12 protein-coding genes are annotated in these 11,642 nt (G+C 71.1%); 10 read left to right on the top strand and 2 right to left on the bottom strand.

Features of this window, described 5'->3' with window-relative positions:
* The 3 genes from AOK09_RS20715 to AOK09_RS20705 all read left to right on the top strand — a co-directional run.
* The coding region (locus AOK09_RS20715) for a multicopper oxidase domain-containing protein (protein WP_157875972.1) at window positions 1-1,093 on the top strand (1,093 nt) is incomplete at its 5' end.
* A gap of 229 nt (window positions 1,094-1,322) precedes the next feature.
* Complete coding sequence (locus AOK09_RS42315) at window positions 1,323-2,375, top strand: RICIN domain-containing protein (protein WP_055588712.1); 1,053 nt, start codon at window positions 1,323-1,325, stop codon at window positions 2,373-2,375.
* Between the two features lie 263 nt (window positions 2,376-2,638).
* Complete coding sequence (locus AOK09_RS20705; protein ID WP_063796020.1) at window positions 2,639-2,974, top strand: YbaB/EbfC family nucleoid-associated protein; 336 nt, start codon at window positions 2,639-2,641, stop codon at window positions 2,972-2,974.
* Window positions 2,975-3,543: 569 nt separating this feature from the next.
* On the opposite strand, the gene AOK09_RS40260 is transcribed toward AOK09_RS20705, so the two are convergent.
* On the bottom strand, window positions 3,544-3,783 hold the full coding sequence (locus AOK09_RS40260; protein ID WP_157875971.1) for a hypothetical protein: 240 nt from the start codon (window positions 3,781-3,783) through the stop codon (window positions 3,544-3,546).
* 84 nt (window positions 3,784-3,867) lie between these two features.
* Here AOK09_RS40260 and AOK09_RS20700 point away from each other — a divergent pair, with 84 nt between their 5' ends.
* From AOK09_RS20700 to AOK09_RS20670, 7 genes are all read left to right on the top strand, one after another.
* Window positions 3,868-4,803, top strand: a complete 936-nt coding sequence (locus AOK09_RS20700) for a hypothetical protein (protein WP_157875970.1) — start codon at window positions 3,868-3,870, stop codon at window positions 4,801-4,803.
* Window positions 4,790-7,474: a sensor histidine kinase gene (locus tag AOK09_RS20695; protein ID WP_055588710.1), complete on the top strand. Its 2,685-nt coding sequence runs from the start codon at window positions 4,790-4,792 to the stop codon at window positions 7,472-7,474. The genes AOK09_RS20700 and AOK09_RS20695 overlap by 14 nt, the downstream gene beginning before the upstream one ends.
* Window positions 7,471-7,914 carry a roadblock/LC7 domain-containing protein gene (locus AOK09_RS20690; RefSeq protein ID WP_055588709.1) on the top strand — a complete coding sequence of 148 codons (444 nt, stop codon included), beginning with the start codon at window positions 7,471-7,473 and terminating at the stop codon, window positions 7,912-7,914. The genes AOK09_RS20695 and AOK09_RS20690 overlap by 4 nt, the downstream gene beginning before the upstream one ends.
* Window positions 7,915-8,075: 161 nt before the next feature.
* Window positions 8,076-8,351, top strand: coding sequence for a DUF742 domain-containing protein (locus tag AOK09_RS42310; protein ID WP_245687392.1), 276 nt, complete (start codon window positions 8,076-8,078; stop codon window positions 8,349-8,351).
* A gap of 46 nt (window positions 8,352-8,397) precedes the next feature.
* Complete coding sequence (locus AOK09_RS20680) at window positions 8,398-8,961, top strand: GTP-binding protein (RefSeq protein WP_055588708.1); 564 nt, start codon at window positions 8,398-8,400, stop codon at window positions 8,959-8,961.
* A gap of 237 nt (window positions 8,962-9,198) precedes the next feature.
* A complete protein-coding gene (locus tag AOK09_RS20675) occupies window positions 9,199-9,873 on the top strand; it encodes a formylglycine-generating enzyme family protein (protein WP_055588707.1) in 675 nt (224 codons plus the stop codon).
* A 57-nt stretch (window positions 9,874-9,930) separates the two neighbouring features.
* On the top strand, window positions 9,931-10,731 hold the full coding sequence (locus AOK09_RS20670; RefSeq protein ID WP_055588713.1) for a phosphotransferase: 801 nt from the start codon (window positions 9,931-9,933) through the stop codon (window positions 10,729-10,731).
* Between the two features lie 400 nt (window positions 10,732-11,131).
* Here AOK09_RS20670 and AOK09_RS20665 read toward each other — a convergent pair.
* Window positions 11,132-11,642: PfkB family carbohydrate kinase (locus AOK09_RS20665; RefSeq protein WP_245687391.1), on the bottom strand; the 511-nt coding region annotated here is incomplete at its 5' end.

The raw sequence follows: 11,642 nt of genomic DNA, 5'->3' as shown, positions 1-11,642 counted from the left end.
GGCCACCGCCTACCGCTTCCGCGTCGTGAACGCCTCCAACGGCCGCCCCTACACGCTCGCCCTGCTGGACGAGAGCAGCGGCCGCACCGTCAAGGGCGCGATCCAGGTCATCGGCACCGACATGGGCCTGCTCGACAAGCCCGTGGCCGTCGACGAGCCGCTGACCCTCGCTCCGGCCGAGCGCGTCGACATCGTTGTCGACTTCTCGGCCTTCCGCGGTGCGCGGCTGAGGCTCGTCAACGTGGCACCCGGCGCTCCGGGCGCGCCCCCGGCCCCCGCCGGCACCCCCGTGCCGGCAGCCGGAGTGCCGTACCCGCAGGTCATGCAGTTCCGCGTGGGCCCCCGGCGGAGCCGCTCCTACACCGCGCCGAAGAAGCTGGACCCGCACTTCGCTCGCCTCACCGCGGCCGGCGTCCCGCAGAACGCGGTCGAGCGCTTCGTCATGCTCTCGTTCGACCCGATGGGCATGCCGACGCTCATGGAGCTGCAGGACGCCCCCGCGGGCACGGCGGCCGGCAAGGGTGTCGTGCAGCTCGGCCTGCCCGGCGGGACCCGCACCTTCCGCGTCGTGGGCAGGCACTTCGAGGACACCACCACCTTCTTCGCCGCGGCGGAGAGCTGGGAGAAGTGGACCTTCGTCAGCGTGGGTCCGGTCCAGCAGCAGATCCAGCACCCGATGCACATCCACCTGATGAACTTCCAGCTGCTGGAACGCCACACGGTCGACGGCACGGCGTTCGACACCGTGCTCGGCGGCACCACCAGGCCGATCGTGGCCAAGGCGGCGCTGCCGATCGCCGCCGGCGAGTCGGGCTGGAAGGACACGGTCAACGTCATGGCGAACTCGATGGTGACGGTGGCGGGCCGGTTCGGTCGCGAGACCGGCCGGTTCATGTACCACTGCCACACCCTCGACCACGAGGACGAGGGCATGATGCGTCCCCTGGTCGTCATGCCGCAGCAGGTGCTCACCCTGCAGAACATGATGCTGAAGATGATGAACAACCCGGGCAGACCGGCTGCCGGTGGCATGCCGCCGACGGACCACGGTTCGATGGACCACGGTTCGATGGACCACGGTTCCATGGGCTGACGAACCGGCCCTGGGTCGGCTCTCCGCCGTACGGCGGGACGGCCCCCGGGCGCCCGCCGTCGCCCTGCACCCGCTGACCCGAACCCTGTGCTGCGCTCTGTGTCACACGGCCGGGACGCCACCGCGCTGAAGCCCTGCCGCCGTCGTTCTGCGTGCATCTCCCGGCCGTGGGAGTGCCCCGTCCGACTTCCCCGCACATCCCCTACTTCTCGACAACACGGGAGACGAAGTGCCGCCCCAGACCAAGCCGCAGGACCCAGCACCGCTGGACGGAGCCGCCTCACGCTTCGTCAACGCCTTCACCCGGCGCACCATGCAGCTTCGCGAGGGCGGGAGTCCGGGATCGCGACAGTGGACGTGGGTCATGGGCGCCGCCGGTCTCACCGTGTGTGTGGTCCTGATCGTGTTCGCGGTGTCGAAGTTCTCCTCCGGCTCCGACACCAAGAACAGCGCCAAGGCCGGGGCCGCCGCCCCCGGCTCGCCCTCCGCGTCGGACGGTTCGGGTGGCCCGAGCCACGCGGGCCACTCCGGCCGTCCGGGCGCCCCGGGCGCACCCGGCAGCACCCCGGGCAAGCCGGGCTCGGCAGGGAAGCCCGCAGCGTCAGGGCAGTCGGGGAACCCCGCCACGCCGGGCGGGTCGAGCGGCAGCCAGCCGCCGAGCAGTGCCAACGGTGCGTCGAAGCCCCCCGCCCATGGTGCCGTGAGCAGCCCGCCGGTCCAGAGCAGCACCGGCGGCTCCTCGATACAGCGCTCCGGCACCTCCGGAGGATCCGGCGGCTCCGGCACGTCCGGCGGCGGCACGACCGGCACCTCCGGCGGCGGCACGACCACGGGCACCAACACGGGTACCAACCAGACCACGTCGCAGCAGAGCACGATCAACTCGTATCCGGGCGTCCTGGTCTACAGCCACGACAGCGGCCGCTGCATCACCGCCACGGGCGCCCAGTACACCAAGGCCAAGGACGGCACCCGGTTGGAGATCCGGGACTGCGCCGGCGGCTCGTGGCAGCAGATCGACTTCCGCTCCGACGGCACCGCCCGGATGTTCGGCCTCTGCATGGACGTCGCCGGCGCCTCGCAGGCCGACGGCACCCCGATCCAGCTCGCCTACTGCAACGGCGGCTGGGCCCAGCAGTTCAACCTCAACTCCTCCCACGACCTGGTGAACACCCAGATCGGCATGTGTGTCGACGTCACCGACATGCTCACCGCCAACGGGACCAAGCTCCAGTTGTGGAGCTGCGGCGGCACCGACAACCAGAAGTGGAGCAAGGCGTGACCCGACCCTGACGGGCCGACGCCCCCTGAGCCATGACCCATCGCTCCGCGCAGATCCCGTCCCTGGGGGGCGGGGTCTGCGCGGTTCCGGACTTCGCCGGGACTCCCGGCCGTTCGGTCCACCGCATCGCGCGGGCGGCCCACAGACGCTGCCCCCACTCGTACACCCCCATCTGAGCACCGACGGCGACGACGCCCGAAGTGCGCGCTCTCGCGCCCGGCCCCCTCGGCAGGCGCAGCCCTCACACGAGGAGGAACCGGAACATGGACACCAACGACGGACTCGGCATACAGAGGCTCCTGCACAGCGCCGCGCGGCTCCAGCAGGACCTGGTCCGGGCCCAGGAGGAACTCGGCGCGGCGACCGTCCAGGGAACAGCGGGCGGCGGCGCGGTACGGGCGACGGTCAACGGCAGGGGCGAGCTCCAGGATGTGGTGATCTCGCCGGCCGTCGCCGACCCGGGCAACACCCCGGGGCTGGCCGACCTGATCGTCTCCGCCGTCCGGGACGCCCAGCGCGCTGTCGTGGCCCGGAGCGAAGAGCGTTTTGTGCCCGTGCTGGAGGCGCTCAACACGGAGTTGCGGGACTTCTCCGGCTGACCGCGCGGTACGGCGGACGGGGTCGGGCGGCCTGGTGGGAGTGTCGGCGTCCGCGAGGCGGCCCGGTCTCGCGACCGGCCGGGATCCCCGGCATGTGTTCACCCCTGGAACACGAACGCCACACACCTGCACCAGGGCGCCATGCCTCCCGCCGAAGGTGAAGTGCAGGATTCAGCCGGGCAGGTCTTCGTTCACCTAAACGATCTTGACTTCCCCCTGACGGGGGGCCGCCCCGGCATCACCGCACCACCAGAACCCGTGCCGGGCGGCACGGTCGCCCTCCGGGGCCGCGTCGCGGAGCGGAGTCGGCTCGCGGCCCGCACGGCCCCCCGGGTGAACGCCGGGCGAACTCTTCGCCCGGGCACAGGAATGCACTCGAATTCTTCACTCTTCAGTCGGCGCGTTGATAATGATCTCGCGCGTTCGACCCGACCGGCGAGAACCGCGGCGGCAGCGCTCGTTGCGCATCTGTTCCCCGGAGGGGGAATGCAGTGCGCTCGGGCAGTACTGCCGCTGTGGCCGATACCGCGAAGGACCGTCCGGAATCGCGCCCCCGGACTCGTCCTGGGTCATGCGCTTCCGTCCCGCTGTTCTTCTGCGTCACGCCCCCCGCACGCACGGTTCGTGAAGAGATCATGCCTGAACTTGATTCCGTCTCCGCCCAAAAACGGAAACGCCCAGTCCGCGTCGTGGCGGTACTCGCCGTCCTTCTTCTGCTGGCGCCGTCGGCATTCCTGTGCACACGCCTCCTGGACCGCGCCTCCGCGGACCTGGCGCTCCTCCGGCGCCAGCAGCAGGGGCTCGTCCACGTCAGCACCCTGACATCGCTGGTCGCGGCCCTCACGGACGCACAGGGTGCCGCCGTCCGGGGCGATCGAGCTCCGGCTGGCGAGGTGCAGCGCGCGATCGAGGCGGTCGACCGCACCGGCCTGTCGAAACGCTCCGATCTCACCGCCGCCCTGGCGTGGACGAAACTCCGCCCCGACCTCGACCGGCTGGCCAAGTCCACCAGACACGGCCGGGAGGCGTACGCCGAGTACTCGCAGAACATCGACCTCACCGTGCTGCTCATCGGTACCGTGAGCCAGGACTCCGGTCTGCTGCTCGGTGACCAGCTGGACACCCACTACCTGATGAACAGCCTGGTCACCGGTCTTCCGACGCTTCTGGTGCTCTCCGGGCGCATGGTCGACCTCAGCGGCATGGCGCAGGCCGCGCCCAAGTCGGCCGGCGCGCAGGTCGCAGCCGCCACGGTACGTCAGCTCCTGGGCCACTCCGCGGCCGACACGGCCTCCTCCATGCACCAGGCGCTCTCCCGGACCGGCAGCACCACCCTCGGCCCGGCGCTCATGAGCAGCCTCGACCGGCTGGCCGGTGCCGTGCTCGCCATGGCTCCGGTGCAGGTGCTCAACCAGGGGCCGTCCACCGCCCCCGACGTCCAGACGCTCGCCCAGGCCCAGAAGGACGCGCGGGCGTCCGTACTGGAACTCTCCCGGGTCGCCACGGCGGAGTTCGGCACGACGCTGGACGAACGCGAGCAGACCGTCCGTAGCGACCGTCTGACCGCGGTCGCCGTCACCGCCGGTGCGGTGCTCCTCGCCGGTCTGCTGCTGCTCGTCACCCGCGACCGCACCCTCCCCGCAGACACCGCGGAGCGGGCCGGCCGGCGGCGTCTGCGCAGAAAGCCCGGGGGGCAGAGCGCCGACGGCGACGTCCGCTCCCGCCACCACCGGGAGGAAGACCTCCCGGCGGAGTGGCACCGCGCTCCCGGGGAGACAGCCGAGCAGGCCGCGGCGCGACAGCAGGAGCTCGACCGTGTTGCTCCATAGGCTCCGCGTCCGCCAGAAACTCAACGCGCTCATCCTGATCCCGCTGGCGGCCGTCCTGGCGCTCTCCGTGCCCGTGGTCACCCAGAACGTCCGCGAGGTCCAGCGTGCCCGTCACACCGCAAGCCTGATGCACTCGGCCGCCCAGCTCGGCGGCCTGATCGAACAGCTCCAACGCGAACAGCTGCTCTCCGTCTCCTCGGTGGCCGCGCCCACCAGCGCCCAGTCCCCGCTGGCCGCCCAGATCAGCTCGGTGGCCGCCACCCTCCATGAGATCCGCTCCGACTCGGACATCCGGCCGAACGCGGACCTCGACGCCGCGCTGGACGACGTCGAAGCGATAGGCGACCTCCACACCAAGGTCATGCAGCACACGCTGTCCGCATCCGCCGTCAACGACCGCTACAACGGCCTCGTGGGCCGGCTCGTCGACTCGCTCAGGCTCTGGCAGCCGCGCGACGGCGACAGCCATGACCTGAACGTTCAGTCCAGCCTGGACGCCCTGCTGCGCAGCGACGTGGCCAGCAACAGCGAACAGGCCGCCCTGCTGGCGAGTCTGGCCGGTGAGGCGGAGAGCGGAAGGTCGCTGGCGGCCGCCGACGAGCAGACGCAGATCCGCACCATCGAGGCCGAGCGCTTCCGGCGGTTCGCGGACCCGGCCCGGACCCGGCTCTCCCGGCTGATCACCACCGGAGCGGTGGCCAAACGTGCGGACAGCCTGGCCGCCGAGGTCCGCAACCGCTCCGCAGACCCGCAGCTGTCCGCCGGCAGCCGCGCGGCGCTCCTGGAGGACGCGGCCAACGCCTTCCTCTTCCAGGACGAACTGCGGCTGCTGGTGCAGCACACCATGGCGCGTGACGCCGAGGTCGAGGCCACCTCCGCCGCCCGCTCGTCGCTCGTCGGGATGTCGGTGTTCACCGCCGGACTCCTGCTCCTGGTCGCCGTCGTGATCGGGCTCAGCACCACGGTGGGACGCTCCGTCTCCGTACCGCTGCGCCGCCTTGCCGCCGCGGCCAAGTCGGTGGCCGACGCCACCGAGCGGGAGCTCACCCGCGTCGCCGACGACGACCTGGGGGACGACGAGGAACCGGTGCTGCTCAGGGTCGAGTCGCCGGGCCGCGACGAGATCGGCGAGCTGGCCGACGCGGTCAACCGGGTCCAGGAACGCGCCTACGACCTGCTGCGCCGGCAGCGGACCAGCCAGCGCAACATCGCCGCGATGTTCGCCGGCATCGGCCGCCGCACCCACAACATGGTCAGCCGCCAGCTCGCGATGATCGACGACCTGGAACGGGACGAGACCGACCCGGGACTGCTGCAGAGCCTCTACGAGCTGGACCACCTGACCAACCGGCTGCGGCGCAACGCCAACAACCTGATCGTGCTGTCCGGGAGTTCGGAGCCCTACGGCTCGACGGAGCCCATCGCCATCGTCCACGCGGTGCGCTCCGCCCTGGCCGAGATCGAGGACTTCCAGCGGGTCCGCTTCAACACCCTGCTGGACCTGCGGGTCGCCCCGGACGTCGCCCCGGCGCTCGTCTCCATCATCGCCGAGGTGCTGGAGAACGCCGTCTCCTTCTCCGGCCCCGACACCACCGTCGAGGTCACCGCCGCCCGGGTGGCCGAAGGCTGCCTGATCACGGTGATCGACAGCGGTGTGGGGATGAGCAAGGAGCAGCTGGACGAGGAGAACGCCCGCCTGCTGCGCCGTGAGCGGCTGGACCTGATGCCCACCGATGTGCTGGGGCTCTTCGTGGTCGGCCGGCTCTCCCGGCAGACGGGGATCAAGGTCACTCTGGGGGCCGGGGACGACTCCGGGACAGCGGTCTGGATCACCCTGCCCAACGAGTACCTGATTAGGAATCAGGCCGCACCGCAGCCGATGCCCGCACTGACGTCCCCGTCCGTGCGACCCGCCCTGACGCAGCACCGGCCGGCAGCCGGAGCAGGCGGCGGCCGTCCGTCCGACCCCGGCGGGCCGGGCGCGGATCGGGCCACCGGCGGGCAGCTCAACCGTCGGCAGGCGGGCACGCACTTCCGCCACCCGATCGAGGTCCCGGTGGACGACGCCGCGCCGTACCACCTGGACCCGGACGCCGCCCGGGCCATGGTGGAGCACTTCGAGCAGGGCGCGGAGTCGGCCCGCCGCGACCGTGAGGCGTCCGGGCGCAGCGGACTGGTCGGCGAGCACTCCGCGGCGCCGGTGCCCGCCGTCACGGCCCGGCCTGCGCCGCGGAGTACCGGGAATCCGGACGCGGCGGGCCATGGGGCGGCAGCGCCCGGCCCGGGGGCGGCGGACGAGCGGCCGGACGACGCCTTCGACTCCTATATGCACCAACTGCGCCGGACCATGGCGCATTTCGAAGGCCTCACCCCCTGGTCGGCCTTCGACGGCCGACCCTCCGGTGCGCGGACGGTGCCCGCTGCCGCCCCCACGACCGAAAATCCCGCGCTTCCCGCGGGCGAGCAGGGCACACCCGCCCAGCGCCTGGTACGCCGGGTCGCGGGTGCCAGCCTTCCTCCCGGATTCGCCGCCGCCACACCGGCGAACGGGCCTGCTCCCACAGCGGATCCGGACTCGGCCCGTGCGGAGATCGAGGCATTCGAGGCCGGTGTCGCACGCGCTCTCACCCAGGACGCCCCTCCGCACCCTCACACCCAGGAGAGACGATGACGATCGACTACAACACCGCCTTTCCGCTGAGCGCGGAGGCGAACAACTTCAACTGGATGCTGCAGCGGTTCGCCAGTCAGACCTCCGGGGTGCTGGACGCCATCGCGGTCTCCTCCGACGGCCTGCTCATCGCCACCTCCCGCGTCGAGGGCCGCGCCGAGTCCGACCGGCTCGCCGCCGTCGTCTGCGGTATCACCAGCCTGGCCTCCGGAGCCGCGGGCAACCGCAACCTGGGCCCGCTGAGCAAGGTGATCATCGATCTGGCCAACGGCTATCTGCTGGTCTCGGCCATCGGCTCGGGCTGCGTCCTGGGTGTGATCACCGAGAAGTCGATCAGCCTGGGCAACATCGCCTACGAGATGACCCTCTTCGCCAGTCGTGCGGGGGCCACGCTCAATCCGGCCCTCATCAATGAGTTGAAGATCTCCGTACAGGTATGACACCCAGCTCCGCCGTGACCGGGTACCCGCACAACAGGCCGTATCTGCCGCCCCTCCAGCCCCACGTCAGGCCGTCGCCCGGCGGTGCGGCCGGGGGGTCCGCAGGCTCCCTGCGCCCTTTCCTGCTCACCGGGGGGAGGGTCACCTCCCACCGCGAACCGATGCCGATCGAGACCCAGGTCGTGACGACCCAGCACGGGCTGTCGGACGCCGGCGCCCTGGGGTTCGAGTACCGCGACATCGTGGCGCTCTGCGCGGTTCCGCTCTCGCTGGCCGAGATATCGGCCAAGCTCGCTCTCCACCTGAACGTCGTCCGGGTCCTGGTCGGTGACCTCAGACAGAGCGGACACCTCACCGTCTCCGACCTCGACCCCGACGCCTCGATCAGCGTGGACACGCTTCAAAGGATCATCCGTGCCCTTGAATCGCTCTGCTAACACCCATCCGGCGGCCCAGCCCGGGCCGGTCTCCCGGCGGCCGCCGATGCCGGTCAAGTTGTTGATCGCCGGCGGATTCGGGGTGGGGAAGACCACCGCCGTCGCCAGCGTCTCGGAGATCACCCCGCTGACCACCGAGGCGCTGATCACCGAGGCCTCGGCCGGGATCGACGACAACGGCGCGACCCCGGAGAAGGCCACCACCACGGTGGCCCTGGACTTCGGCTGGATCGTGATCGACGAAGCCATGAAGCTCTACCTGTTCGGCACCCCCGGACAGGACCGCTTCGGCTTCATGTGGAACGACCTGACCCGCGGTGCGCTCGGCGCCCTGGTCATCGTGGACAGCCGCCGCCTGGACGACGCCTTCCCGGCCATCGACTACTTCGAGGGACTGGGGATGCCGTTCGTGGTCGCGGTGAACCTCTTCGACGGCCGCATGGCCCACGACCCGGAGGCGATCCGGTGGGCTCTCGCCGTCGCGGACTCGGTGCCCGTCATGGTCTTCGACGCACGGGACAGGCGCTCGGTCCGGGACGCTCTCCTCGCGGTCATGCACCAGTCGCTGGCCCTGGTGAAGGCGCGTACGGCAGCTCAGCCCGGCATGTGACAGCCGCTGCCCGGACAACCGCCGGGCCCTGTCCACACCCCGGCCGGGGCGTGGACAGGGCCCGGCAGGTCAGGTCGTCCTGGCGGACTCCGGTCCAGGGCGACCTGTGCCGGTGAACGTTGATCGATGGCTCTCCGTGTCGGTGAAGGATGACCACTTGCAGATTCGTGTCAGCCAGGACAACCGTTGGTGGCTCCGTCGTCTCGCACGGGCATGCCTGGTTAGGATCTCCTGATCATGGACGTGATGACGGGGAACGAGATGATCGCCATCCCGCCGGGGCAGGTGACACTGTCGGACCGGCGGACACAGCACAGTTGGTCGGTCGAGCTTGCGCCCTACCAGCTCGCGGCAGTCCCGGTCACCCAGGCGTTGTACGCACGGATCACAGGCAAGCGGCCGAGTAGCGCCCCTGAGGACCAGCTGCCCGTCGAGTGCGTCTCCTGGTGGGACGCGGCGCGGTTCTGCAACGCCCTGTCCCGGTGCGCCGGCCTCACGCCCGCGTACCACTTCCGTGCCGAGGCCGAAGACATCGAGTGGGACACGTCCGCCGACGGGTATCGACTGCCGACCGAAGCCGAGTGGGAGCACGCCTGCCGTGCCGGGACGACCGGGCCGCGCTACGGGGATCTCGACGAGATCGGCTGGTACCGCGGCAACTCGCACGAGCGCATCCACGAGGTGGGCGGCAAACGCCCCAACGCGTGGGGGCTTCACGACATGCTCGGCAACGTCTGGGACTGGTGCTGGGATGTCTACGACGCCGAGGTCTACGGCGCCTACCGGGTGCTCCGTGGCGGTGGTTGGTTCGATGAGCACTGGAGTTGCCGGGCCTCCGCGCGCCGCCGCAGCCACCCGACCTTCCAGGTCGACGACGTGGGATTCCGCGTCGCGCGTTCCGTCGTGAGCTGATCCACGTCGTGTGCAGCCCGGCCCGCGCTGAGTCGACCCGGCGATAGCGTGATCCTCATGACGGCTGAGGACGAGGCGCTGACCGGCGGCATGGCGAACGCGGGGGCGGTCTTCCGCCGAGGGGAGTTGGTGGAGCGACCGGCACCGCGCAACGCGCGCGCCCTCCATGCCTATCTCCTTGCCCTGAAGGAGCACGGCTTCGACGCGGCGCCGACCCCTGTCGGTCTCACCCCGGACGGCCATGAGCAGCTGACCTTCGTCCCTGGCGACGTGGCTCTACCGCCGTTCCCCGACTGGGCGATGACACGTTCCGCCCTCGAATCGGTGGGGAGCCTGCTGCGGCGTCTGCATGAGACCAGCGCGGCCGTCGCGGTCGACACCCGCGCCGAGTGGCCCCCGGACCTCGCCGACCCGGAGGGGGGAACGATGTTGTGCCACAACGATGTGTGCCCGGAGAACGTCGTCTTCCGCGACGGCCGGGCCGCGGCCCTGATCGATTTCGACTTGGCGGCCCCGGGCCGTGCCCTCTGGGACATCGCCATGACCGCCCGCTACTGGGTGCCCATGCTTGATCCCGAGTCTGCGGCCGCTTCGCATCCCCACGGGCTGGATGCGGCCGCACGGCTGCGCATACTTGCCGACGGCTACGGCCTCTCGGCGGGGCACCGCGCCGAGTTGCCCGGCGTCATCGAGCAGGCCACGGAGGTCTGCCGGGCCTTCGTCGCCCGCCGCGTGGCCGGCGGAGACCCCGTCTATCTCCAGGCGTTGGCCGAACGTGGTGGATGGGAACGCTGGGACCGCATGCAGACCTGGCTGGTCGACCACCGTCAGACGTTCACAGCTGCCCTGCTGACCTGACCGGCCCGGACGTTCGAGGACAGACTCACCACAGCATCGCGTTGCGTCGGCGGTATGCCTTCCGACGACAACGCTGAGAGCACGTCCGGCGCTGTGACCTGCCGCGTCCTTCCGGCAGAGCCCGAACAGACTGGGCAGGGTGGCATTTCCAGTGACTCGTTGCGGGTCGGGGCGAGGGCGCCGGCACCCTCGCCCCGACCGTGGTGGGTGAAGCCGCGGGTTCGGGGACGCTGGGGCTCCTTGTCGGGCGTGGTGTTCATCGGATGGATGGGTGCGCCAGCGGTGGGCCCTTCGGCGACACCGTGCTGAGCATGTGCGGCGTCGTGACCGTCCGCGCCCGCGAGGCAGCGCAGTGGCAATCGATCAGCGATCACCGGCACAGGTCACAGGTCACAGGGCCTCAGCCGAAGGCGGCGGCGCGCCAGACATCCTGCTCGGCGTCCAGCAGCGAGGCGACCACCTCGGGCGCCGGCAGCGGGCCGCGGTCGGCGGACACCCGCAGGGCGGAGGCCGCGGTCAGATGGCCCAGCCGCAGAGCGCGCCGCACCGGCATCCCCCGCAGCAGGCCGCTGAGGAATCCGGCGGCGAAGGCGTCACCGGCACCGACCGGTTCCGTCACCCGGACGGTGAGGGCCGGGACACTGTGGACCTCCGTCCCCGCGAAGGCCGTGGCGGCGCGGGCCCCGTCCTTGACGACCAGGATCTGCGGGCCGGACAGCAGGTCACGCACCGCACGGGCGTCGCCCAGCCCCTCCCCCCACAGGGCCTGGGCCTCGTCCAGGCCGACGAGGACGATGTCGGCGCGCTCGGCGAGCGACCGCAGCACATCGGCCGCGGAACAGCCGCTCCACAGCGCCGGCCGGTAGTTGACGTCGAAGCTGACCGGCCACGGCCGGTCAGCTTCGACGTCA

It is taken from the genome of Peterkaempfera griseoplana, assembly GCF_001418575.1.
Taxonomy (GTDB): domain Bacteria; phylum Actinomycetota; class Actinomycetes; order Streptomycetales; family Streptomycetaceae; genus Peterkaempfera; species Peterkaempfera griseoplana.
The sequence above is the reverse complement of the archived record's forward strand: the minus strand, read 5'-3'. Positions and strand labels throughout refer to the sequence as shown.

Excerpts from the sequence above, each read along its gene's own strand:
- AOK09_RS20670 (WP_055588713.1), top strand. The coding sequence starts at position 9,931 with ATGACGGCTGAGGACGAGGCGCTGACCGGCGGCATGGCGAACGCGGGG.
- AOK09_RS20705 (WP_063796020.1), top strand. The coding sequence starts at position 2,639 with ATGGACACCAACGACGGACTCGGCATACAGAGGCTCCTGCACAGCGCC.
- AOK09_RS20690 (WP_055588709.1), top strand. The coding sequence starts at position 7,471 with ATGACGATCGACTACAACACCGCCTTTCCGCTGAGCGCGGAGGCGAAC.
- AOK09_RS42310 (WP_245687392.1), top strand. The coding sequence starts at position 8,076 with ATGCCGATCGAGACCCAGGTCGTGACGACCCAGCACGGGCTGTCGGAC.
- AOK09_RS20680 (WP_055588708.1), top strand. The coding sequence starts at position 8,398 with ATGCCGGTCAAGTTGTTGATCGCCGGCGGATTCGGGGTGGGGAAGACC.
- AOK09_RS20675 (WP_055588707.1), top strand. The coding sequence starts at position 9,199 with ATGGACGTGATGACGGGGAACGAGATGATCGCCATCCCGCCGGGGCAG.